Genomic DNA, 23779 nt, shown 5'->3' with positions numbered 1-23779 from the left:
GGGCCTGATCGGCCCCCAATCGGCCCGATAGGAAAGTCGAACTGGAAATTTCCGCGCAGACGCCTCATCTTTGCACGTGTGAACGTATAAAGACCGAGGCTCGCCAACCGAGAACCGCCATGACCGTGAACAACGACCGCGCTACCAATCCCCTGCTCGACTTTACCGACCTGCCCCGCTTTGCCGAGATTCGTCCCGAGCACATCAGCCCGGCGCTGGACGTGCTACTGGCCGACGCCCAGGCTGGCGTGGCCCGCGCCGAAGACCCGGCCACCCCGGCCACCTGGACCAGCGCCGTGGAAGCCCTCGAGGCCGCCACCGAGCCGCTCGGCCGCGCCTGGGGCGTGGTGGGCCACCTGAGCGCCGTGGCGGACACGCCCGAACTGCGCAAGGTCCACACCGACAACCTGCCCCGCATGACCGAGTTCTGGTCGTCGCTGGGCCAGAACCTCGCGCTGTTCGAGAAGTACAAGGCCGTGGCCACCGGCCCCGAGTTCGCGGGCCTGACGCCGGCGCGCAAGCAACTGCTCGAAAACGAGCTGCGCGGCTTCCGCCTCGGCGGCGCCGAGCTGCCCGAAGACCGCAAGCCGCGCTTCGCCGAGATCCAGGAGCAGCAGGCCCAGCTTTCCAAGGCCTTCTCGGACCACGTGCTCGACGCCACCAATGCCTACGCCCTCTATATAGAAGACGAGGCGCGCCTGGCCGGCATTCCCGCCGATGCGAAGGAAGCCGCCGCCATCGCCGCGCAGAAGGACGAGAAGGCCGGCTGGAAGTTCACCCTGCACTTCCCGTCGTACTACCCGGTGCTGCAATATGCCGATGACCGCGCGCTGCGCCAGACCATGTACGAAGCGAGCGTGACGCGCGCCTCGGAACTCGGTGCGCAGTACGGCAGCGGGCAGGCCGACTGGGACAACACCGCCAACATGCGCGAGCAGCTGACGCTGCGCCGCGAGGAAGCGCAGATGCTTGGCTACAACAACTACGGCGAGGTCTCGCTCGTGCCGAAGATGGCCGAGTCGCCGGCCGACGTGCTCAAGTTCCTCGACGAACTGGCCGTCAAGGCGCGCCCCTACGCCGAGCGCGACTGGGCAGAGCTGCGCCAGTTCTCCGCCGCCGAGCTGGGTCTGGACGAACTGAAGCCGTGGGACGTGGCCTACGCGTCCGAGAAGCTGCGCCAGCAGCGCTATTCGTTCTCGGACGACGAAGTGAAGCAGTATTTCCAGGAGCCGAAGGTGCTCGAAGGGCTGTTCGGCGTGGTCGAGAAGCTGTTCTCGGTCAGCATCCGCCCGGACGAAGCCCAGACCTGGCACAAGGACGTGCGCTTCTACCGCGTAGTGTCGCCGCAGGGCGCCCTGCTCGCCCAGTTCTACATCGACCTCTACGCACGCGAAGGCAAGCGCGGTGGCGCCTGGATGGACGATGCGCGCGGCCGCAAGGAACGCGACAACGGCACCGTGCAGACCCCGGTGGCGTACCTGACCTGCAACTTCACGGCGCCCGTGGGCGGCAAGCCGGCGCTGTTCACGCACGACGAGGTCATCACGCTGTTCCACGAGTTCGGCCACGGCCTGCACCACATGCTGACGCAGGTGGGCGACCTCGGCGTGTCCGGCATCAACGGCGTGGAGTGGGATGCCGTGGAACTGCCGTCGCAGTTCATGGAGAACTTCTGCTGGGAATACGAGGTGCTGGCGAAGATGACCGCCCACGTCGAGACCGGCGCCCCGCTGCCGCGCGCGCTGTTCGACAAGATGCTGGCCGCCAAGAACTTCCAGAACGGCATGATGACGCTGCGCCAGATCGTCTACTCATCGTACGACATGCACCTGCACACCGACTATGACCCGCAGGGCCAGACCTCGGTGCTGGAACTGTCGCGCGAGATCAACGACAGCAAGCACGTGGTGCCGCAGTCGCCGCTGTCGCGCTGGCCGAACACGTTCAGCCACATCTTCGCGGGCGGCTACGCGGCGGGCTACTACAGCTACAAGTGGGCCGAAGTGCTGTCCGCCGATGTCTACGCCGCGTTCGAGGAAGCCGGACAGCTGTCCGGCAGCGTGCTCGATTCGGCCACTGGCGAGCGGTATCGGCGCGAGATCCTGTCGGTGGGCGGCAGCCGCCCGGCGATGGAATCGTTCGTGGCCTTCCGTGGCCGCGCCCCGCAGATCGACGCGCTGCTGCGTCACGGAGGCATGGCGGCGTAATCGTCACATTTACTTCCCGCTTCGCTGACCAGGCGCCCGGCTCATGGACTTTCCTTTCCCAATTCGTCAGGAATGTCCGCCGGGCGCTTGCGTCTGCAACCGGGAGGTCTTGCTTGACGATCCCCAGGCCGACCATCGCATCCTGCGGCTGACGCAGCAGGAGGAAAAGAAGCTCGTGGCACGGCTGGAGCAGCTCACCTCGCTCGAGGAACTGCGGCACATGGAAGCCCGCATGGCCGAATTGCTTGGCATCGAGGTGACCATCACGCCGAGCGCGAACGAAGTCCGCACGACGCGCGGCTTCCGCATCGAACTGGCCGACCGCCCGGGCCTGTGCCGCAAGACCCGCCAGAATATTCCCGCCGCGATTCGCCGCTGCATGGACGCCCATCCGGAAATCGCCTACGCCATCCTCGATCAGGGCGACCTGCTGGGTGGCGGTTTGGGCGAATGAGCCTCCCTCCCCGACTAATAAGAACACTCCACACCGAACAACGATGAGAATCGCCTCCTGGAACGTCAACTCCCTCAAGGTGCGCCTGCCCCAGGTGCTGCAATGGCTTGCCGCGCAGGACGCCGCCGGCACGCCCATCGACGCGCTCTGCCTCCAGGAACTCAAGCTGCCCGACGACAAGTACCCGCTGGCCGAACTCGAGGCGGCTGGCTTCCATAGCGTCTACACGGGCCAGAAGACGTACAACGGCGTGGCGATCGTCGCCCGTGACGGCACCATGCCGGCCGCCGCCGACGTGGTGCGCAACATCCCCGGCTACGAGGACGCCCAACAGCGCGTGGTAGCCGCCACCTATGGCGACGTGCGCCTGATCAGCGCCTACTTCCCCAACGGCCAGGCGCTCGATTCGGACAAGTTCGTCTACAAGCTCGACTGGCTCCAGGCCATCACCGGGTGGCTGCGCGAGGAAATGACGCGCTACCCCAAGCTGGCGCTGCTCGGCGATTTCAACATCGCCCCGGAAGACCGTGACGTGCACGACCCCGCCAAGTGGGAGGGCCAGAACCTGGTCTCGCCCCAGGAGCGCGACGCCTTCAAGGCGCTGATCGCGATGGGCCTGGTCGATTCGTTCCGCCTGTTCGAACAACCGGAGAAGATGTTCTCCTGGTGGGACTACCGGATGATGGGCTTCCGCCGCAACGCGGGCCTGCGCATCGACCACATCCTGCTGTCTCCCGCGCTGGCGGCGGCCTGCACGACTTGTGGCATCGACAAGGAGCCGCGCCGCTGGGAGCAGCCGTCGGACCATACGCCGGTCGTGGCCACGCTGAAACTCGACTGAACGGCGCGGCTGCGGCATCATCGTCGGATGACTGCGCCCCCGCTTTCCCCACCATCCCCGCCATCCCCTAAACCGGCGGCGGATGCCGGCAATCGCCTGCTCCGGCTGTTCCCATGGCGCCACCGCGTAACGCGGGCCGCGCTGCGCGCCGATCTCATCGCCGGGCTGCTCGGCGCCGTGCTGGTGCTGCCGCAGGGCGTGGCGTTTGCCACGCTGGCCGGCCTGCCACCGCAGTACGGCATCTATACCGCCGTGGTGCCGTGCATCGTCGCGGCGCTGTTCGGTTCGAGCTGGCATGTGATGTCGGGGCCGACCAATGCCAACTCGCTGGCGCTGTTCGCCATGCTGAGTCCGGTGGCGTTCGTCGGCAGCCCAGCCTATATCGCGCTGGCGCTGGCCGTGACGATCCTCGTCGGGGTGTTGCAGCTGGCGGTGGGCGCCCTGCGGCTGGGGTCGCTGGCCAACTTCATCTCGCCGTCGGTGCTGCTCGGCTTCACCTGCGGCGCGGCCACGCTGATCGGACTCTATGCCTTGAAGGACCTGTTCGGGCTGGCGGTGCCCACCGGCACCAGCGCGTTCGGCGTGGTCCGCTTCCTGTTCGAGAATGCCGCCACGATCAACTGGAGCGCCGTGATTGTCGGCGCGGTCACGCTGGCGGTCACGCTGGTGGTGCGGCGCATCTCGCGCCGGCTGCCGTTCATGCTGATCGGGCTGGTGGGCGGCTTCGGCGTGGCGCTGGCGCTCAACCACTGGGACGGCGCGCACCATGTGAACGTGGTCGGGCCGATTCCGTCGGCGTTGCCGCCCTTCCAGGTGCCGGACATCAACTGGCGTACCGTGCCGGACCTGCTCGGCATTGCCGCCGCACTGACCATCGTCGCGCTCGGGCAGTCGATCTCGATCGCCAAGGCTGTTGCGGCGCGCTCGGGCCAGCATGTGGATGCCAACCGCGAGTTCATCGGCCAGGGGCTCTCCAATATCGCGGGCGGATTGTTTTCCAGCTATATCTCGTGCGGCTCGCTGAACCGGTCGATGCCGAACTTCGAGGCCGGCGCGCAGACGCCGCTGGCCAGCGTGTTCTCGGCGGTGCTGCTGGTGGTGCTGGTCATGGTCAGCGCCCCGCTGCTGGCGCAGATCCCGCTGGCGGCCATCGCAGCAATGCTGCTGCTGGTGGCCTGGGGCCTGCTGGACCTGGCACGGCTGCGGCGCATCGCCGACCTCTCGCGCACGGAGTTCGCCATCGCGGTGGGCACCTTCGCCGCTACGCTGGTGATCCGGCTGGAGATGGCGGTGCTGCTCGGCACCATCCTGTCGCTGGTGGCCTACCTGTACCGCACCTCGCGTCCGGCCGTGCGTAGCCTCGTGCCCGACGCAGACGATCCCGGCCGCCGCTTCACCCCGCTCGACGAACTCCGTCGCCCGCAGCCCGAATGCCCGCAGCTGAAGCTGCTACGCATGGAAGGCGCGATCTACTTCGGCGCGGTGCAGTACGTGACGGACCGGCTGCACTGGCTGCGCACGGTCAACCCCGGCCAGACGCGCCTGCTGGCGATGACCAAGAGCATGAACTTCATCGACCTGGCCGGCGCCGAGATGTGGGAGACGGAACTGGCCGAGCGGCGCGCGGCCGGCGGCGACCTCTACTTCCACCGTCCGCGCACGCAGGTGCTGGAGACGTGGGAGCAGACCGGCTTCACCGACAAGCTCGGGCGCGACCACATCTTCCAGACCAAGCGGCAGGCGCTGCACACGATCGTTCGGCAACTCTCCCCGGAAATCTGCGCGCAATGCCACGTGCGCATCTTCGAGGAATGCGCACAGCAGCCCGGCGGCGCGGAAGCGCCCGCACCAGTGCCAGCAGATGCCGAAGCGGCTCACGCACCGGAGACCGGCACGCAGGAAACCGCCAAGACCTAGGCCCTGAACCGGTAGGGAAAACGTAGAAAACTAAGGGATGTAGCCAGAATGTGCGCCGGTCGGCCGGTAGGGAAACCGTGCCGAAACCGGCGGCGGAGGGTTGCTGCCGTCGCCTTACACGGACGCCGTTGCCGACGCCATCAGACTGGTGCCACGTGGGCGCGCTTCACCACGACCGGCTGGGGCACGCCCTGCTCGATCAGTACCACGGCGGCGCGCTCGATGGTCTCGCGACCGGCGCGGAACGCCTCTTCCAGCGACAGCACCTGGTCGGCACTGAAGCCTTCCCACAGTGCCTCGCGTGTCACCACGCAGGTCACTTGCTCACCATCGACAATCGCGTGGAACAGCAGGCCCTCATTATTGATGTCGTAGCGATCTTGCTCTTGGAATTTGATTTCCATCATCACAGCCCTCCATATGCAAGTGGAGAAGCATCCTAACATGGCTCGACGCCAATCGTCTGCGATCCCCTGCACTGTGCCATGTGAATGCGATTCGTCTCACTGACCAGCGCGACGGGATGCAAGTTCCGTCGGCATGGCGCCGAGCGCAACAGGGTCGCACGGCGACATGACAATGCCGTGAGCGCCACTGGCGCGGGGCCATGCATGGAATATTTGACAACGCTGAAAACGGTGATAAAATCTCGGTCTTCGTTGGGGCGTTAGCTCAGTTGGTAGAGCAGCGGACTCTTAATCCGTAGGTCGAGTGTTCGAGTCACTCACGCCCCACCAGCGAATTCAAAAAGCCCGGAATCAGCAATGATTCCGGGCTTTTCTTATTCTTGGTCCGCCTGCATCAATCCGCGCCGGCCGCCCGCTCGAACAGCGTGCGCGCCAGCCGGCGGTGATCGCCAAGCACCACGGGCAGGTCGGCCGTCAGCAGTTCGCCGTCGCGCACCACCACGCGGCCGTTGATGATGCTCGTGGCCACATTGCCCGGCGTGCAGAAGACCAGTGCCGCCACCGGATCATGCCCGGCGCCCGCGTAGCCCACGCCCGACATGTCGAAGGCGACGATGTCCGCCGACATGCCCGGGGCCAGCGCGCCGATATCGTCACGGTTCAGCACCCGCGCGCCGCCGAGGGTGGCAATCTCCAGCGCCTCGCGCGCGCTCATCGCCGCCGGGCCGAAGCCCACGCGCTGCAGCAGCATGGCCTGGCGCGCCTCGCCCAGCATATGGGCGCCATCGTTCGATGCACTGCCGTCCACGCCCAGGCTCACCGGCACGCCGGCATCCCGCATCCGGCGGATCGGCGCGATGCCGGACGCCAGCCGCATGTTCGAACACGGGCAATGGGCCACGCCCGTGCCGGTGCGCGCGAACAGCGCCACGCCCTCGTCGTCCAGCTTCACGCAGTGCGCGTGCCAGACATCGTGACCGACCCAGCCCAGCTCCTCGGCGTACTGCGCCGGCGTGAGGCCGAATTTCTCGCGCGAATAGGCGATGTCGTTGTCGTTCTCGGCCAGGTGGGTGTGCAGGGAGACGCCGTAGTGGCGCGCCATGACCGCCGACTCGCGCATCAGGTCACGCGAGACCGAGAACGGCGAGCACGGCGCCAGCACCATGCGCAGCATGGCGTGGCGGGAATCGTCGTGATACTGCTCCACCAGCCGCTGGCTGTCGCGCAGGATGGCGGTTTCCGACTCCACCACCACGTCCGGCGGCAAGCCACCCTGGCTGCGCCCGACGCTCATCGAGCCGCGCGCCGCGTGGAAGCGCATGCCCATCTGCTGCGCCGCCTCGATCGAATCATCCAGCCGCGACCCGTTCGGATACAGGTAGAGGTGATCGCTCGTCGTCGTGCAGCCGGACAGCATCAGCTCGGCCATCGCCGTCTGCGTGGATACGCGGATCATCTCCGGCGTGAGGTGCGACCACAGCATGTAGAGATTGGTCAGCCACGAGAACAGCTCGGCATCCTGCGCGGCCGGCACGGCGCGCGTCAGGCTCTGGTACATGTGATGGTGCGTATTCACCAGCCCCGGCATAACCACGTGGCCGCGCATATCGATGACTTCGGCGCGGCCTTCGTCGGCCATGCGCCGCCAGGCTTCCGGGAGATCCGCGGTGGGGCCGACCCACTCGATGGCGGGGCCGTTGGCGACCAGCGCGCCGTCCGCGATTTCGCGGCGTTGCGTGTCCATGGTCACGAGGACATCGGCGTGCTGGAGGATCAGGGTCATGGCGTAGGTGTATCGAAGTTGCGGACACCCCGGAGTCTACTGGCGCCACCCAGCGCGCCAAAGCGTCAAATTTCGACGTAGGTGTCCACAATTTGTGGACAGGTCGCCGCGCAAGAGCCCACCAAGTCAGCGGAACAACCCGTCCAGCGCTGCGCCGATGGCCTGCGCCATCAACTCGCCCGCCGCGCTCATCGGCCCGCGCGCCCGCGCCACCAGCCGCAGAGTCTGGCGCTGCAGGCCCCCATCGCGCAACGGTACGAAAACCAGCGCGCCGCGCGCGCGGTCTTCCATCACATCAAGCGGATTGAGTAGCGCCACGCCGCCGCCGGCCGCCGCCAGGCGCTGGATCAGCACCACCGAGGTCGATTCCACAGCGGGTGTGACGTCGATCGATTGGCGGGCGAAGGCGTCGTCCACCAAGGCGCGGATCGACAGTGTCGGCGCGGGCAGGATCAACGGATAGCCGGCCACCTCGGCGAGCAGCGCGGAGGGCTGCGCGGCCAGCGGATGACCGGGCGCGACCACCGCGCCAATCGACCAGTCACGGCTCGCGGCCACGCGGAAGGCGGCCACTTCGGGCAGGTCGTAGCCGAGCCCGAGGTCAGCATCGCCCTGCTCCACCGCGGCGACGATGCCGTCCACCGGCAGGTCCGCCACGCGCACGGCGATGCCCGGATGCTGCTGGCGGAAGTCGTGGACGAGCGAGGGCATCAGCGCGCCGGCCAGCCCGGAGGTGGTGGCCACGGTAACCATGCCGCGCCGCGCGCCCTTGATCTCGGCGATGCGCGCCTGGAGCGCGTCGTGCTCGCGTAGCGTCTGGCGCACATGGGCGAGCACCATCTCGCCCAGCGGCGTCAGGTGCAGGCGTTTGTGGATGCGCTCGAACAGCGGCGCGCCCAGTTCGGCCTCCAGATCGAGGATCTGGCGATTGATGGCCGTCGGCGCCACATGCAGATGCTCGGCCGCGCGGCGGATGGAGCCGCGCCGGACCACCTCGTCGAAATACCGCAGAACGCGCGCGTGCATGGAGATGCCCGGAAGCCGAAGTGCGCGCATTGTAATCCGCTGGCATTGCGGTGCAAAAAAATGCGCCGAGGGGCTTGCGTCGTATTCGGTACCTTGCTACAATCTTTTTCTTCGTTGGGGCGTTAGCTCAGTTGGTAGAGCAGCGGACTCTTAATCCGTAGGTCGAGTGTTCGAGTCACTCACGCCCCACCAGCGAATTCAGAAAAGCCCGGAATCCACAAGGTTCCGGGCTTTTTGCTTTGCATCGACGTTTTTGCTTCGCCTCAGCGGCATTGCGCCGCACTTTCCCGCCCGCCACCGGGTTCTCACCGATTTCCCTGCAGAACCCTTTCAGGGTTGAATGCCTGTCAACGCACATCACGGAACGAAGTTCCGTATTGCGGAACTAGACAATACCGGAGGCATCTCTTGAAAGCAGTTCTGAAAGCGGGCGCGGCCGTCGCCCTGGCCATGCTGGGCCTGGCACAAGCGGGCATCGCCCACGCGCAGGCGTATCCCAACAAGCCGATCCGCCTGATCGTACCGTTCGCGGCGGGCGGCACCACCGACATCGTCGGCCGCGCCGTGTCCGACGCACTGGGCCGCGAGCTGGGCCAGCCCGTGGTGGTGGAGAACCGTGGCGGTGGCGGCGGCGCAATCGGCGCCGACGCGCTGGCCAAGTCCGCGCCGGACGGCTACACGCTCGGCATCGCCACCGTGAGCACGATGGCGACCAACCCGGCCACCAACGCCAAGAATCCGTACGATCCGATCAAGGACTTCGCGCCGATCACCAACCTGGTGAACGTGCCGAACGTGCTGACCGTGAACCCCAAGGTGCCGGCGAAGAATCTCAAGGAATTCGTCGCACTGCTGAAGGCCAACCCGGGCAAGTACAGCTACGCCTCGGCCGGCAAGGGCAGCATTTCGCACCTCGATGGCGAGCTGTTCAAGTACATCACCAAGGCCGATATGGTCCACATTCCTTACCGTGGATCGGGCCCCGCCCTGAACGACACGCTGGCCGGCCAGGTCAACGCCCAGTTCGACAACCTGCCGTCGTCGATGCCCTTCATCCAGTCCAGCCGCCTGCGCGCGCTGGCGGTCGCCGCGCCCAAGCGCGTGGAAGGCCTGCCTGACGTGCCCACCTTCGCAGAGGAAGGCATGAAGGACATGAACAACATGGCCTGGTACGGGCTGGTGGCACCGGCCGGCACGCCGCCGGCCATCGTCGCCAAGATCCACGATGCGGCGATCAAGGCACTTCAGGACCCCGCCGTGAAGAAGCGCCTGCATGACAGCGGCGCCTATCCGGACGGCAACACCTCGCAGCAGTACGCCGCCCAGATCAAGCGCGAACTGGACCTCCGCAAGAAGATCGCGGTGGACCAGAACATCACGCTGGAGTAATACCTGCCTCCCCTGCCGCCACCGTGGTGTGGCGGCAGCATCGCCCGAGCGCAGGATCTACAAAATTGCTGGCTGCTGCACGCGCACCCCGGTACAGTAGTAACAAAGCCATTTTTCTCATCTGCTGTATCTGTACGGAATCTGACGACCTCCGACGAATTCCCGGATATGGCGCATTACCTGCGAGGATTGAAGATGCTGAAGAAGACCGTACCGACCCTGATCATTGCTGCGCTGGCCAGCCTGGGCACCATGCAACTGGCGCACGCACAGAAGAACTACACGGACGGTGGCGACATCCACAGCGGCAGCCATACCAAGAAGGCCAGCCCGCACGCCAACACGGCCAAGTCCGGCAAGTTCGACCCGTACACCGACGGCGCGAAGAAGTCCACGCAGACCGATCTCGCCCCGAAGAAGGCCGATCCGTACACGGACGGCGCCAAGGTCGGCAAGGCTGACCCGTACACCGATGGTGCGAAGTCCGGCAAGCCTGACGTCTACACCGACGGCGCCAAGAAGCAGTAAGCGACCCAGGTCGTCGTTTTGCGAAAGCAGCCCGCGCATGTCGCGGGCTGTTTTGTTTTTGGGGCCACACGCCCCCGCCACGAGGTGCGCACGGCACCTCGTGCAAAAGGCTGATTAGGACTTACCCGATCTGTCACACCCATGTCCATACATTACTGATAGTGTCTCGCCTACCGGATGACCCGCCCACTATCAGAGGCAGGCAGCGGTGCCGCCCGGGCCGGCCAATGCACCGGCCCATGCACAGACGATGCAAGCAGGCGGCAAACCCAGATTGGGAGACCTGAGCCAATGCAGCCGAAAGCACTCGAAATCAATGAGCCGATCGTGCTCGCGCTTGTCGACGCCGTGACCGCGTGGCAAGCCGCCCTCGAACAGACCTTGTCTGTCTCGGGGCTGACCTATCCGAAATGGCTGTTGCTGCGCGCCATCCACACCGGCACCTTCCGCCGCGGATTGCCGTTGTCGGCCGCCGTGTTCATGGACGTGGCCCAGACCGAACGGCTGCTCAACGAGTTGCGCGAGGAAGGCTGGCTGGCGTTCGAGGCCAATGGCGCCCCGCGCATTGCGGCCAGCGCCGCCGCGCGGCTGGACCGTGCCGGCCAGGGCGTGAAGGCCCTGCACTCGGTCTCGGTGGGCCAGTTCAATGCCGAGGAGCGCGTGGCGCTGACCGGCCTGCTGCATCGCATGACCGGCACGCTGCAGGACCATGCCGAGCGCCATCGCCGCAATGCCGCATGGGAGCGCTCCGAAAGCTCCGTGGTCGTACCGCCCGAGGTCGGCCGCGCCGCGCTGCGCGCCGTGGCCGCCTGACCCGCTTGCGCTTCATCTGATCCCCGGGCGCCTCGCCCGTCTCAACCTGCCCGCTGACGTGTTTTGTCACCCGGGCAGGTCAAAACTTTCCTACAGTATGAGCATGCACCGGCACACGCCGAGGAGATGCCATGCCTCCGGAAAACGAAGAAAAAGTCGCGCAGTTGCTGGATGACCTCGTCGCGCTCGCGCGCGAGCGGCTCCCCGCCGCCACGTTCGAGGTGCTGGAACCCCTGCTGCGCCACTACTACGACCTGGCCGATGCCGAGGACCTGCTCGCACGCAACGTGGCGGACCTCTACGGCGCGATCATGGCCCATTGGCAGACCGCCCAGAAGTTCGTGCCGGGCACCGCGCGCGTGCGGGTCTACAACCCGAAGCTCGAGGAACACGGCTGGCACTCCGACCATACGATCATCGAGATCGTCAACGACGACATGCCGTTCCTCGTCGATTCGATCACGATGGAGATCAACCGGCTCGGCCTGACGCTCCATTCGACCATCCACCCGGTCTTCAACATCTGCCGCGATGCCAAGGGCACGATCCTGCGGGTGGGCCTGGGCGGGCGGAACGACGCCGGCCCGGCCGGCAACACCACCTGCCGGCTCGAATCGTTCATGCATTTCGAGGTGGACCGCACCGGCGAAGGCGCCCGGCTGGAAACGCTGCGCGCCGGCATCGCCCGCATCCTCGGCGATGTGCGCGCCGCCGTGGAAGACTGGCCGCGCATGCAGCAGGTGGCCGAGGACACCGTCGCCAGCATGGGCCGCGCGCCGGACGCCGCGAGCCCGGAATCGGTGGAGGCCCGCGCCTTCCTCGAATGGCTGCTCGACGACCATTTCACCTTCCTCGGCCAGCGCGACTACGAGCTGGTGCCACGCGACGGCCAGTACTTCCTGCGCGGCGTGCCGGGCTCGGGCGCGGGCATCCTGCGCGAAGCGCTGCGCGATCCGGGCGAGGACGACCTGACCCCGCTGCCCGCCGCCGCCGCGAGCGTCATCGAAGGGGCCTCGCCAATCTTCCTGACCAAGGCCAACTCGCGCGCGACCGTCCATCGGCCCGGCTATCTCGACTATGTGGGCGTGAAGCTGCTCGACGCCAACGGCAAGCTGTTCGGCGAACGGCGCTTCGTGGGGCTGTACACGTCCACGGCCTATATGGTCAGCACCAGCGAGATTCCGCTGGCGCGGCGCAAGTGCGCCAACATCCTGGCGCGCGCCGGTTTCCTGACCAAGGGCCACCTGTACAAGTCGCTGGTCACCATCCTCGAGCAATATCCGCGCGATGACCTGTTCCAGGCCGACGAGGACGAGCTGTTCGAGATCGCCATCGGCATCCTGCGGCTGCAGGAGCACCAGCGCATCCGGCTGTTCGTGCGGCGCGACCGCTTCGACCGATTTATCTCGTGCCTGGTCTTCGTGCCGCGCGACAAGTACAACACCGACCTGCGCCAGCGCATCCAGAAGCTGCTGGTGGAGGCGTTCCATGGCACCAGCTGCGAGTTCACGCCGCTGCTGTCCGAATCCCCGCTGGCGCGCATCCAGCTCACCGTGCGTGGCGAGCCGGGCACCATGCCCGAGGTGGACACCCGCGAGCTGGAAGAGCGCATCGTGCAGGCCACGCGCCGCTGGCAGGACGACCTGGCCACCGCGCTCCACGTCAGCCGGGGCGAGGAACAAGGCATCGTGCTGCTGCGCCGCTACTGCGACGCCTTCCCCGCCGGCTACCGCGAGGACTACGCTGCCCGCACCGCCGTGCGCGACATCGAGCTGATGGAGCACGCGCGCCAGCACCCGAGCGGCCTCGCCATGAACCTGTACCGGCCCATCGAGGCCGCGCCGGGCGCGTTCCGCTTCAAGGTCTTCCGCGCCGGGGAGCCCATCGCGCTGTCCCTGAGCCTGCCGATGCTCGAACACCTGGGCGTGCGCGTGGACGAGGAGCGCCCCTACCTGATCGAGCCCGATGCCGGCGCGCCGGTGTGGATCCACGACTTCGGCCTGGAGATTGCCGCTGACCCCGAGGGCCGCCCTCTGGACGTGGAGATCGAGCGCGTGAAGCCGCTGTTCGAGGACGCCTTCGCGCGGGCCTGGAACGGCGAGATCGAAAACGACGATTTCAATCGGCTCGTCCTACGCGCCGGGCTGGCCGCGCGCGACGTGACCATCCTGCGCGCGTTTGCCAAGTACCTGCGGCAAGTGGGCTCGACCTTCAGCAATGCCTATATCGAGCGCGCGCTGACCAGCAATCCGAATATCGCCGCGCTGCTGGTGGCGCTGTTCGTGGCCCGCTTCGACCCTGCCGTGGCCACGCCGGGTGACGAGACGCGCACCCAGCGCCTGCTGGCCGAGATCGACGCCGCGCTAGACAAGGTGCCCAACCTCGACGAGGACCGCATCCTGCGCCTGTTCCTGAACGTGATCGCGGCCACGGTGCGGACCAACTACTTCCACCGCGACGCGGAGGGCCAGCCGCGCCCCTACGTCTCATTCAAGTTCAATCCGGCGCTGGTGCAGGGCCTGCCCGAGCCACGGCCGATGTTCGAGATCTGGGTCTACTCGCCGCGCGTGGAGGGGGTGCATCTGCGCGGCGGCCGGGTGGCCCGGGGCGGGCTGCGCTGGTCGGACCGGCGCGAGGACTTCCGCACCGAGGTGCTGGGCCTGATGAAGGCGCAGATGGTGAAGAACGTGGTGATCGTGCCGGTGGGCTCGAAAGGCGGCTTCGTGGTCAAGCGCCCGCCGCCCGCCACCGACCGCGACGCCTATCTGGCCGAAGGCGTGGCCTGCTACCAGACCTTCCTGCGCGGGCTGCTCGACCTGACCGACAACCTCGTCTCCGGCGACATCGTGCCGCCGCCCGAAGTGGTGCGCCACGACGAATCGGACCCCTACCTCGTGGTGGCCGCCGACAAGGGCACCGCGACGTTCTCCGACTACGCCAACGCCATCTCGGGCGAGTACCGCTTCTGGCTCGACGACGCCTTCGCGTCGGGCGGCTCGGTCGGCTACGACCACAAGAAGATGGCGATCACCGCGCGCGGCGCGTGGGAGAGCGTGAAGCGCCATTTCCGCGAGATGGGCGTTGATATCCAGACCACGCCGTTCACGGTAGTGGGCATCGGTGACATGTCCGGCGACGTGTTCGGCAACGGCATGCTGCTTTCTCCGCACATCAAGCTGCTGGCCGCGTTCGACCATCGGCACATCTTCCTCGACCCGGACCCCGACTGCGCCAGGAGCCTGGCCGAGCGCGCGCGGCTGTTCGCCCTGCCCCGTTCGAGCTGGGCCGACTACGACACCGCGCTGATCTCGGCCGGCGGCGGCATCTATCCGCGCACGGCCAAGACCATCGCGCTCACGCCCCAGGTGCAGGCGGCGCTGGGGATCACGACCAGCACGCTGTCGCCGGCGGACCTGATCCACGCGCTGCTGATGGCGCCCGTCGACCTGCTCTACAACGGCGGCATCGGCACCTACGTCAAGGCTGCGTCCGAGACCCATCAGCAAGCCGGCGACCGCACCAACGATGCGGTGCGCGTGAACGGCGCCGAACTGCGCTGCAAGGTGGTGGGCGAAGGCGGCAATCTCGGCTTCACCCAGCTTGGCCGCATCGAGTTCGCGCGCAAGGGGGGCCGGATCAATACCGATGCCATCGACAATTCGGCCGGCGTCGATTGCTCCGATCACGAGGTCAATATCAAGATTCTGCTAGGCATCGTGATGGCCGACGGCGAGATGACCATCAAGCAGCGCAATACGCTGCTGGCCGAGATGACCGACGAGGTGGGCCTGCTGGTGCTCCAGGACAACTACTACCAGACCCAGGCGCTCTCCGTGGCGGGCCGTCAGGCCACGGAACTGCTCGACGCCGAGGCGCGGCTGATCCGCTGGCTCGAGCGCGCGGGCCGGCTCAACCGTCCGCTCGAATTCCTGCCGCCCGAGGACGAGATCGCCGAACGCAAGGCACTCGGCGCGGGGCTGACGTCGCCCGAGCGTGCGGTGCTGCTGGCCTATAGCAAGATGTGGTTGTACGACGAGCTGCTGGTCTCGGACCTGCCCGAGGACGCGCTCGTCTCGACGCTGTTGGCCGACTACTTCCCCGAGCCGCTGCGCGTGCGCCATGCCGAGCCGATGCAGCGGCATCCGCTGCGGCGCGAAATCCTCGCCACGCACCTGACCAACATCCTCGTGAACCGCGTCGGGCCTACCTTCGTCCATCATCTGATGGAGGAGACCGACGGGCGTCCGGCCGATATCGTGCGCGCCTGCCTGCTGGCGCGTGACGTGTTCGGGCTGTCCGGGATCTGGGCGCGCATCGACGCCTTCGACAACCGCGTGGACGACGCCATCCAGGCGCAGATGTTCGGCGCGCTGGCGCGGCTGCTCGAGCGCGCCACGCTCTGGTTCGTGCGCTACCTGCGCGGCGGCGGCACGGTAGAGCCCGGCGCGACGCGCTTCGTCGAAGCCGCGCGCTGGCTCACGCCGCAACTGCCCAAGCTGCTGCCGCCCGAGGGCGCAGAGGCCATGGCTGAGCGGGCGATGACGCTGATCGAAGCCGGTGTGGACGACGACCTCGCCCTGCGCGTGGCCGCCAGCGATGCGGCTGCGGCCGCGCTCGACGTGGCCGAGGTTGCAGCCGCCTGCCAGCGCAGCCTGGACACCGTGGCAGCGGTCTACTTCGCCCTCGATTCGGAACTCAATTTCGGATGGCTGCGCGAGCGCGCGTTCTCACTGCCGGCGGACACACACTGGGACCTGCTCGCCCGCACGACCACGCTGGAAGACCTGGGGCGGCTCAAGCGCGCGCTGACGACCAGCGTGCTGGGCCAGTCGCGCGAGGTGGAGGACGCCCCGGCGCTGATCGAGGACTGGCGCAAGAGCCGACAGGTGGCGCTGGACCGCTTCGCACAGATGCTGGCCGACCAGCGCGCGTCGGGCGCCACGGGGGCCTCGGCGTTGTCGATGCTGTCCGTTGCGGTGAAGGAAATCGGCTTGCTGGAGCGCGCCTGACCGGCCCCAGGCGGCGGGCGCTGATTGACGGCTAGCGACGGCTAGTGGCTAGCCGTCAGCGCTCGTCGATGTCGATGACATCGTCATCGTCGTCCATGTCGCGCAGCGCGGGCAGGTCGTCGTCTTCGGCGCCGTCAAGGTCGTCGCTGCCGTCGCCGCGCGCGCGGAACTCCAGACCCAGGCGGAGGAAGAGGTCGAACGCATCGGCCAGCAGGTGCTTCTGACGCGGCAGCAAGCTCGCGTACGGCATGTCGTAGATCGACTGGTGCGTGCCGCGCGCCCCCTTCAGGCCGCGGTCGCGCGCAATGTCGGACAGCAATGCGGCGAAGCCGGACAGGTCCTGCGCGGCCAGCGCGGCATTGAGCACGCGGGCAATCACTTGTGGGGATGCACCTGACCATCCAATGAGCTCGGCATTGGAGGCGGCGTCGTGGGATAAGTCGCTGATGTCCATCTCCGTCTTAACGGTCCCACAGTCGCCGGCTTGAGGCGTCTTGCTTTTCGCCATGCGCGTCGACCCCCTTTACGTCGATCAGCTCCGTCGAGCTTTCGGCGGCGCGGCATCCGCGCCCGAGGCTTCGCGCCGGAGTTGCTTGTAGTCGATGCTGCCGTCCGCACGATGCGAGGCCATCAGGCGGTTGCGCGCGCCGCAGAGCGGGCAGCGGAAGATGGGGCCCTGCCCCTCGTTCTTGATCACCACCTCGGCGGGCTTCCAGCGCGCACCACAGGGTTGGTTCTGACATACAAACATCACGGACTCCAAAAGACGCTGCAAATCGTAACACGTGTGTCTGTCGCGTCACACCATGCAGGGCCGCCATTTGGCCCCTACCTTGGCGGGATAGCGGGCGTCACAGCGGCGTTATGTTGAGAATAGATTGGGATCGATCAGGCCACGAAGCGTGCTTCGTTTTACCGAATCTGCGACATCAGCCGTTGTTCTGGACCCAGTGCCGTGCCCAGGCGCCGGCCGCCATGCGTGCCTCGGCAGCGGTCGGATACGTGGCCGGCGGACCGCCCGCCTCCTGCACTATCGCGCCGGCCTCCCAGATATCGCACCAGGCCTTGTACCGTGCCGGAGCGAGCGCCTGCCAGAACAGGTGCACCACGAAGCCGCGGTATTCGAACATGTCCGCGCCGCTCTCCGGCGCCGCGGACGGTGCCCGGGCGGCATCCTCGACGGGCGAGGCAGCCGGCGAGACATCCGCCGAGACATCCGGAGACAAATTCGCGGACACATCGGTCCGTGCGCGAGACATGGCGCGCATCGCGCACAGGCTCGCGGCCATCGCGCCGACCAACACGCCCGCGCCAAACCAGCAGGCCCTGAGTTCACGTTGCCCCATCGCGCCCTCCCGCAGCGATGCTCTCCTATGGCGAGACGCGCAGGAGAATCGGAGGTTCCCTGATTTCAGGTTATACCAAAGCGACCTGCACGGTGCATTCAAACGGCGCCGCCGCAACCCATAATGAAAAACGCCGCGCCGAGAAAATCGGGCGGCGTTTCTTCGTCGGGGGATTACGTACGGAACGCGCCGTTCATTCGAGGAGTTTCACCACCGTGGTCAGCAGCCAGCCAACCGCCATACAGGCACCGACCCAGCCGGTGCCGATCAGGAAAACATCACGCCAACTCATGACTCACCCTGCGTTTCAAATCATCGTCCTAGGCTAGGCCACGATGCCGCGTGAGGGAACGCAGGAAATGTAAAGAAGTTTTGCGACGCATCAAGCGCCGGGCGCGAAACCCGTGCGCAATGCCAAAGAAAAACCCGCTTGGTTTTGACACCAAGCGGGTTCCTTGTCTGGTCGGGGCGAGAGGATTTGAACCTCCGACCACCTGCACCCCATGCAGGTACGCTACCAGGCTGCGCTACGCCCCGAAGCAAAAGATTATATCAGCAACAATCGATCGGTGGCTAGTCATTGGCACGGCGCATTGCAAAATTATCCATGCCGCGCGATCTCTTTCAATTGCGCCAGCAGGTTTTGCACTGCCACCAGCTCGCCGCGCAAAGTATTGAGGTCGACCGACAGCACAGGCGCCGTGGCGACCGGCACCACCGACTCGGTCTCGCCCTCCTCCAGCGGCGCGCCGAGGCCATGATGGCGACCATCGTCGAGGCGGTTGCGCGCCCCGTTGATGGTGAATCCCTGCTCGTACAGCAACTCGCGGATACGCCGGATCAGCAGCACTTCGTGATGCTGATAGTAACGTCGATTGCCGCGCCGCTTCACCGGCTTGAGCTGGGTGAACTCCTGTTCCCAGTACCGCAGCACGTGCGGCTTGACGGCGCAAAGCTCGCTCACTTCGCCAATCGTGAAGTAGCGTTTTGCGGGAATCGGCGGCAGCGCAACGCGCTCGCTGGATTTTTCCGACATGCGATGGGAAGTCAGGCGTCAGGCCGAAAGGCGCGACTCGGTTGGCGCGACATGCGCGCGAGCATTGCAGGATACAGACTGCAAGTGCCGTGGGCAATCCACCGTTCGAGGCAGGAGGCGTGGCGTGGCGTGTCGGACAGCCGCGACGCGCCGGGAGGCGCCAGCGCGAAACGCCAGCGGAAAACTCCCAGCAGCGGACCGTCAGCCCGGCACAGCCAGATCGGCGCGCTCCTCGACCAGGCCCTTGAGTTTCTGGCTGGCGTGGAACGTCACCACGCGGCGCGCGGTGATGGGGATGATTTCGCCCGTCTTGGGGTTGCGGCCTGGACGCTGCGGCTTGTCGCGCAACTGGAAGTTGCCGAAGCCGGACAGCTTGACGCTGTCACCATGTTCCAAGGCTTCACGAATCACGTCGAAGAAGGCTTCGACCATGTCCTTGGATTCACGTTTGTTCAGGCCAACCTGGTCGAACAGCATCTCTGCAAGTTCGGCCTTCGTGAGGGTGGGCACTTCGGTCGCGCGGGCTTCCGGCGATGCGTCGTCCAGTGAGGCGGCGTGCCGGTCGCTGACCTCGCCCAGGTCTGCAGCATTCATGGAATTCGCGTCTCGATCGTTCATTCTTGATCGCTCTTCTGAGGTCTGTCTGGCGATCCGCCCGGGAGCTGTGCCCGGACGCCCCAGGTTTCAGCGACCTATCCGCGCAGACGGGCCGAGAAGCCCGCTGCCAGCGCATCGATCATACAGCGCACCGCGCTGTCGACCGTCTCGTCCTGGAGGGTCGCCCCAGTATCTTGCAACGTCACACGGAACGCAAGGCTTTTCTCGTCAGCCCCGATGGCGGCCGAAGCCGCCTTCGGACGGAACTCGTCGAACAGCACCAGGCTCTGCACGTAGTGGCCAAAACCGCCTTGGTCCAGCGCCGCGCGCATCGCATCGAGCAGGTCCTGCACGCGCACCGACTGCTTGACCACCACGGCCAGGTCGCGCACGGCGGCCGGGAACTTCGAGATCTCTGTGTACGCCGGCAGACCGACGTCGCGCAGGGCATCAAGGTCCAGCTCGAAGGCCACGGGCGCTTGCGTCAGCTCGTATTCCTGGAGCCAGCGTGGGTGCAGCTCGCCCACCACGCCAACCGGCTTGCCGTCCACGATCACACGCGCGGCGCGGCCCGGATGCAGCGCGGGATGCGCCACCGGCTCGAAACGCGCCGTACGCGGATGGAACAGCGACTCCACGTCGCCCTTCACATCGAAGAAGTCCACCGGACGCGTGGCGATACCCCACTGCTCGTCGAATGCCGGGCCGTAGGCGATGCCGGCGGCCACCATCGGCTGGTGATAGCCAGCCACGGTCAGGCCGCCATCCGTCACGTTGCCGTCGCGATGGAACACGCGGCCCACTTCGAACAGGCGCACGCGCGCGGCCTTGCGGTTGAGGTTGTAACGGACCTTGTCCACCAGCCCGCCAAGCAGCGTCGAACGCATCACGGCCAGCTGGCTCGCGATCGGGTTCAGCAGGCGGATCGGGTTGTCGTTGCTGGCGAAGTCACGCTCCCACTTCTCTTCCACGAAGGCGAAGTTGATCACCTCCTGGTAGTCGCGGGCGGCCAGCGCGTGACGCACCACATGGGTAGAGCGGCGTGCCTCGTTGGTCGGACGCATCTCGCTCTCGGCGATCGGCGGCAGCGTGGGAATCCGCTCGAAGCCATAGATGCGCGCCACTTCCTCGATCAGGTCTTCCTCGATCTCGATGTCGAAGCGGTAGCTCGGCGGCGTGACGGCGAACACCTCGCCCTCGGCGCCTTCCGAGCGCGTGAACGGCAGGTTCAGGCGCTGGAACACGTCGGCGATGGCGGCCGAAGACAGTTCGATGCCCAGCACGCGCTCGGCACGCGCCACGCGCAGGCTCACCGGCTTGCGCTCGGGCAGGTTCACGACCTGATCGTCCACCGGGCCGGCCTGGCCGCCGCAGATGTCGAGGATCAGCGCGGTAATGCGCTCGATGTGCTCTACCGTCGTGGCGTAGTCCACGCCGCGTTCGAAGCGGTGTGCGGCATCGGTCGAGAAGTTGTAGCGGCGCGCGCGGCCCTGGATGGCGTTCGGCCACCAGAATGCGGCTTCCAGGTAGATGTTGGTCGTGTCCAGCGACACGGCGGTGCTGTCACCGCCCATGATGCCGGCCAGGCTCTCGATCTCCTTGTCGTCGGCGATCACGCCCACCTGCTCGTCCACGTCGACCGTGTTGCCGTTCAGCAGCTTGAGCTGCTCGCCCTTGCGGCCCCAGCGTACGTCCAGCCCGCCGTGGATCTTGTCGAGATCGAACACGTGGCTCGGACGGCCCAGCTCCAGCATCACATAGTTGGAGATGTCCACCAGCGCCGAGATGCTGCGCTGGCCCGAGCGCTCCAGGCGCTGCACCATCCACGCGGGGGTGGCGGCACGCGCGTTCACACCGCGGATCACACGGCCCGAGAAGCGGCCGCAGAGGTCCGGCGCCGAGATCTTCACCGGCAGCTTGTCGGCGAGCGTGACGGTCACCGGCTTCATGTCCGGCAGCGTCAGCGCGGCGCCGGTCAGCGCGGAAACTTCACGCGCCACGCCGTGGATCGACAGGCAGTCCGCCTTGTTCGGCGTCAGCTTGATCGTGAAAATCTGATCGTCCAGATCCAGATACTGACGAATATCCTGGCCGACCGGGGCGTCGTCCGGCAGGACCATCAGGCCGCCGTGATCCTCGGACAGCTTCAGCTCGCGCGCCGAGCACAACATGCCGTAGCTTTCCACGCCACGCAGCTTGCCGATCTTGATCTCGAACGGCGCGCCGCCCGCTTCCGCCGGCGGCAGCACGGCGCCGACCATCGCGCACGGCACCAGGATGCCGGGCTTGACGTTGGGCGCGCCGCAGACGATCTGGAGCGTCTCGCCGGTGCCGGCATCGACCTGGCAGACATTGAGACGGTCGGCGTTGGGATGGCGCTCGGTGGCCAGCACACGGGCCACGACGATCTTGCTGAACGGCGGCGCGACGGGGCCAACCTCTTCCACCTCGAGCCCGGCCATGGTCAGGCTGTGCGACAGCGCGTCGGTCGAGATCTTTTCAGGATTGGCGAAAGTACGAAGCCAGGATTCCGAGAATTGCATGGCGCTTCTGATCCGGTAGGTATTCTGTGATGTTCTGTGACGATGGGCGATGCGGCCTGGGACAGGTCAGGCGAACTGGCGCAGGAAGCGCACGTCGCCTTCGAAGAACAGCCGCAGGTCGTTGATGCCATAGCGCAGCATCGTCAGGCGCTCGAGGCCGGAGCCGAACGCGAAGCCGATATAGCGCTCGGGGTCGAGGCCCATGTTGCGCAGCACGTTCGGATGTACCTGGCCCGAGCCCGAGATCTCCAGCCAGCGGCCGCTGCCGAAGGCCATGTCGATTTCCGCCGACGGCTCGGTGAACGGGAAGTACGACGGGCGGAAGCGCACCTGGATGTCATCGCGCTCGAAGAACTTGCGCAGGAAATCGGTGTAGACGCCCTTCAGGTCGGCAAAGCTCACATGCTCGCCAATCCACAGTCCTTCCACCTGGTTGAACATCGGCGAGTGCGTAGCGTCGCTGTCCACGCGGTAGGTGCGGCCCGGGCAGATCACCTTGATCGGCGGCATGTCCTTGCCGGCGTACTTCTGCACGTGCATGCGGGCGTAGCGCACCTGCATCGGGCTGGTGTGCGTGCGCAGGAGCAGCAGCTTGTCGTCGCTGTCGCGGCCGTCCACATAGAACGTGTCCTGCATCGAACGGGCCGGATGGTTGTCCGGGTTGTTCAGCGCGGTGAAGTTCATCCAGTCGGTCTCGATCTCGGGACCATCCGCCACGTCGAAGCCGATGGAGCCGAAGATCTGCTCCACGCGCTCCCACGTGCGCATGACCGGATGCAGGCTGCCGCGCGACGTGGCGCGGCCGGGCAGCGTCACGTCGATGGCCTCGGCGGCCAGACGCGCGTTCATCAGCGCATCAGCCAGCGCCTGGCGGCGCGCTTGCAGCGCACCTTCCACCTGCTGCTTGATCTGGTTGATACGCGCGCCTTCGGTCTTGCGCGCCTCGGGGTCGAGCTTGCCCAGGCCCTTGAGCAGCTCGGTCAGCGCCCCGGTCTTGCCCAGGAAGCGGGCCTTTTCATTTTCCAGCGTGGCGTTGTCGTTGGCGGCGGCGAAGGCGGCCTGTGCATCGGCGACGATTTGATCCAGATCCAGGGACATGACGGCAATCGTGGAAAGGGTTAGCACTGTGTGCGGTATCTCATTTCGGGTGCCGTTTCAGTGCGCATGACACGGCATTCGAAATGAAAACGGGGCTCGGTGAGGAGCCCCGTTTCAGCAGACCTGGCGGTCGGCGCTTGCCGGGAAGCGCCCTGGGGCGCTTCCGCAGCCGGCATCAGGCAACGGAGGCTTTCACCTGGTTGACGATGGCGGCAAAGGCAGGCTTGTCGTGGATAGCCATGTCCGACAGCACCTTGCGGTCCAGTTCAATCGAAGCCTTCTTCAGGCCGTTCATGAACACGCTGTAGGTCAGGCCATGCTCACGCGTTGCCGCGTTGATACGTGCAATCCAGAGCGCGCGGAACACGCGCTTCTTGTTGCGACGATCGCGGTATGCGTACTGGCCAGCACGCATGACCGCCTGCTTGGCGATACGATAGACGTTATTGCGACGGCCGCGGTAACCCTTGGCAGCGTCGATGACTTTCTTGTGACGGGCCCGTGCAGTGACCCCACGTTTGACTCGAGGCATGTATTACTCCTTTCGTTGTCGTTGGGTTATGCGTAGGGCATCATCGCGCGAACCGACTTCAGGTTCGTCTCATGGACGTCCTGGGTGCCGCGCAGTTGACGCTTGTTCTTGGTGGTCTTCTTGGTCAGGATGTGACGCTTGAAGGCCTGGCCGCGCTTGAACGAACCGTTCGGGCGCGCCGTAAAGCGCTTGGAGGCGCTTTTCTTGGTCTTCATCTTAGGCATGAAAAACTCCAGCTCTATGACATGCATGC

At 66.3% G+C, this 23779-nt stretch carries 20 protein-coding genes and 3 tRNA genes; 10 read left to right on the top strand and 13 right to left on the bottom strand.

The window, feature by feature from the left end; all coding sequences use genetic code 11:
• Nucleotides 1-119: 119 nt before the first annotated feature.
• The 4 genes from AC1DFU_RS11715 to AC1DFU_RS11700 are packed head-to-tail and all read left to right on the top strand — an operon-like array spanning nucleotide 120 to nucleotide 5419.
• The gene (locus AC1DFU_RS11715; RefSeq protein ID WP_441592165.1) at nucleotides 120-2207 is read left to right on the top strand and encodes a M3 family metallopeptidase; all 2088 of its coding nucleotides are present in this window, start codon (nucleotides 120-122) and stop codon (nucleotides 2205-2207) included.
• Nucleotides 2208-2250: 43 nt separating this feature from the next.
• Nucleotides 2251-2661, top strand: a complete 411-nt coding sequence (locus tag AC1DFU_RS11710) for a hypothetical protein (protein ID WP_092292833.1) — start codon at nucleotides 2251-2253, stop codon at nucleotides 2659-2661.
• A 43-nt stretch (nucleotides 2662-2704) separates the two neighbouring features.
• On the top strand, nucleotides 2705-3502 hold the full coding sequence (gene xth, locus AC1DFU_RS11705; RefSeq protein WP_092292831.1) for an exodeoxyribonuclease III: 798 nt from the start codon (nucleotides 2705-2707) through the stop codon (nucleotides 3500-3502).
• A 27-nt stretch (nucleotides 3503-3529) separates the two neighbouring features.
• A complete protein-coding gene (locus AC1DFU_RS11700; RefSeq protein WP_441592162.1) occupies nucleotides 3530-5419 on the top strand; it encodes a SulP family inorganic anion transporter in 1890 nt (629 codons plus the stop codon).
• Nucleotides 5420-5559: 140 nt separating this feature from the next.
• Here the strand turns inward: AC1DFU_RS11700 and AC1DFU_RS11695 are convergent, their stop codons facing one another.
• Nucleotides 5560-5823 (bottom strand): DUF1488 family protein, encoded by a 264-nt coding sequence (locus AC1DFU_RS11695; protein ID WP_092293309.1) that lies wholly within the window; start codon nucleotides 5821-5823, stop codon nucleotides 5560-5562.
• A gap of 257 nt (nucleotides 5824-6080) precedes the next feature.
• On the opposite strand from AC1DFU_RS11695, the gene AC1DFU_RS11690 reads away from it, so the two are divergent.
• Nucleotides 6081-6156, top strand: a tRNA-Lys gene (locus AC1DFU_RS11690).
• A 64-nt stretch (nucleotides 6157-6220) separates the two neighbouring features.
• On the opposite strand, the gene AC1DFU_RS11685 is transcribed toward AC1DFU_RS11690, so the two are convergent.
• Both AC1DFU_RS11685 and AC1DFU_RS11680 read right to left on the bottom strand, forming a co-directional pair.
• Entirely contained in the window at nucleotides 6221-7609 is a 1389-nt protein-coding gene (locus AC1DFU_RS11685) for an 8-oxoguanine deaminase (RefSeq protein ID WP_441592160.1), read from the bottom strand.
• 126 nt (nucleotides 7610-7735) lie between these two features.
• Nucleotides 7736-8635: a LysR family transcriptional regulator gene (locus AC1DFU_RS11680; protein WP_092292825.1), complete on the bottom strand. Its 900-nt coding sequence runs from the start codon at nucleotides 8633-8635 to the stop codon at nucleotides 7736-7738.
• A gap of 116 nt (nucleotides 8636-8751) precedes the next feature.
• On the opposite strand from AC1DFU_RS11680, the gene AC1DFU_RS11675 reads away from it, so the two are divergent.
• The 5 genes from AC1DFU_RS11675 (at nucleotide 8752) to AC1DFU_RS11655 (ending at nucleotide 16374) form a co-directional block, all read left to right on the top strand.
• Nucleotides 8752-8827 (top strand) — tRNA-Lys (locus AC1DFU_RS11675).
• 216 nt (nucleotides 8828-9043) lie between these two features.
• A complete protein-coding gene (locus tag AC1DFU_RS11670; protein WP_092292823.1) occupies nucleotides 9044-10024 on the top strand; it encodes a Bug family tripartite tricarboxylate transporter substrate binding protein in 981 nt (326 codons plus the stop codon).
• 195 nt (nucleotides 10025-10219) lie between these two features.
• On the top strand, nucleotides 10220-10552 hold the full coding sequence (locus AC1DFU_RS11665; RefSeq protein ID WP_092292821.1) for a hypothetical protein: 333 nt from the start codon (nucleotides 10220-10222) through the stop codon (nucleotides 10550-10552).
• Between the two features lie 291 nt (nucleotides 10553-10843).
• The gene (locus tag AC1DFU_RS11660) at nucleotides 10844-11365 is read left to right on the top strand and encodes a MarR family transcriptional regulator (protein ID WP_092292819.1); all 522 of its coding nucleotides are present in this window, start codon (nucleotides 10844-10846) and stop codon (nucleotides 11363-11365) included.
• 131 nt (nucleotides 11366-11496) lie between these two features.
• Nucleotides 11497-16374 (top strand): NAD-glutamate dehydrogenase, encoded by a 4878-nt coding sequence (locus AC1DFU_RS11655; RefSeq protein WP_441592157.1) that lies wholly within the window; start codon nucleotides 11497-11499, stop codon nucleotides 16372-16374.
• Nucleotides 16375-16429: 55 nt separating this feature from the next.
• On the opposite strand, the gene AC1DFU_RS11650 is transcribed toward AC1DFU_RS11655, so the two are convergent.
• From AC1DFU_RS11650 to rpmI, 10 genes are all read right to left on the bottom strand, one after another.
• The gene (locus AC1DFU_RS11650; RefSeq protein ID WP_092292815.1) at nucleotides 16430-16828 is read right to left on the bottom strand and encodes a hypothetical protein; all 399 of its coding nucleotides are present in this window, start codon (nucleotides 16826-16828) and stop codon (nucleotides 16430-16432) included.
• A 78-nt stretch (nucleotides 16829-16906) separates the two neighbouring features.
• On the bottom strand, nucleotides 16907-17125 hold the full coding sequence (locus AC1DFU_RS11645; RefSeq protein WP_092292813.1) for a hypothetical protein: 219 nt from the start codon (nucleotides 17123-17125) through the stop codon (nucleotides 16907-16909).
• Nucleotides 17126-17303: 178 nt separating this feature from the next.
• Entirely contained in the window at nucleotides 17304-17720 is a 417-nt protein-coding gene (locus AC1DFU_RS11640) for a hypothetical protein (RefSeq protein WP_092292811.1), read from the bottom strand.
• Nucleotides 17721-18180: 460 nt separating this feature from the next.
• A tRNA-Pro gene (locus AC1DFU_RS11635) sits at nucleotides 18181-18257 on the bottom strand.
• 64 nt (nucleotides 18258-18321) lie between these two features.
• Complete coding sequence (locus AC1DFU_RS11630; RefSeq protein ID WP_092292809.1) at nucleotides 18322-18756, bottom strand: MerR family transcriptional regulator; 435 nt, start codon at nucleotides 18754-18756, stop codon at nucleotides 18322-18324.
• 201 nt (nucleotides 18757-18957) lie between these two features.
• The gene (locus AC1DFU_RS11625) at nucleotides 18958-19374 is read right to left on the bottom strand and encodes an integration host factor subunit alpha (RefSeq protein WP_092292807.1); all 417 of its coding nucleotides are present in this window, start codon (nucleotides 19372-19374) and stop codon (nucleotides 18958-18960) included.
• 74 nt (nucleotides 19375-19448) lie between these two features.
• Nucleotides 19449-21896, bottom strand: a complete 2448-nt coding sequence (pheT, locus tag AC1DFU_RS11620; RefSeq protein WP_441592154.1) for a phenylalanine--tRNA ligase subunit beta — start codon at nucleotides 21894-21896, stop codon at nucleotides 19449-19451.
• Nucleotides 21897-21962: 66 nt separating this feature from the next.
• Nucleotides 21963-22988: a phenylalanine--tRNA ligase subunit alpha gene (pheS, locus tag AC1DFU_RS11615; RefSeq protein WP_177219888.1), complete on the bottom strand. Its 1026-nt coding sequence runs from the start codon at nucleotides 22986-22988 to the stop codon at nucleotides 21963-21965.
• A gap of 181 nt (nucleotides 22989-23169) precedes the next feature.
• Nucleotides 23170-23526, bottom strand: a complete 357-nt coding sequence (rplT, locus tag AC1DFU_RS11610) for a 50S ribosomal protein L20 (protein WP_092292801.1) — start codon at nucleotides 23524-23526, stop codon at nucleotides 23170-23172.
• Between the two features lie 26 nt (nucleotides 23527-23552).
• Nucleotides 23553-23750, bottom strand: coding sequence for a 50S ribosomal protein L35 (gene rpmI / locus AC1DFU_RS11605; RefSeq protein WP_006575466.1), 198 nt, complete (start codon nucleotides 23748-23750; stop codon nucleotides 23553-23555).
• Between the last annotated feature and the right edge of the window lie 29 nt (nucleotides 23751-23779).

It is taken from the genome of Cupriavidus sp. 10L45 (genome assembly GCF_056395225.1).
This window is presented reverse-complemented; position numbering and strand designations above follow the sequence as displayed.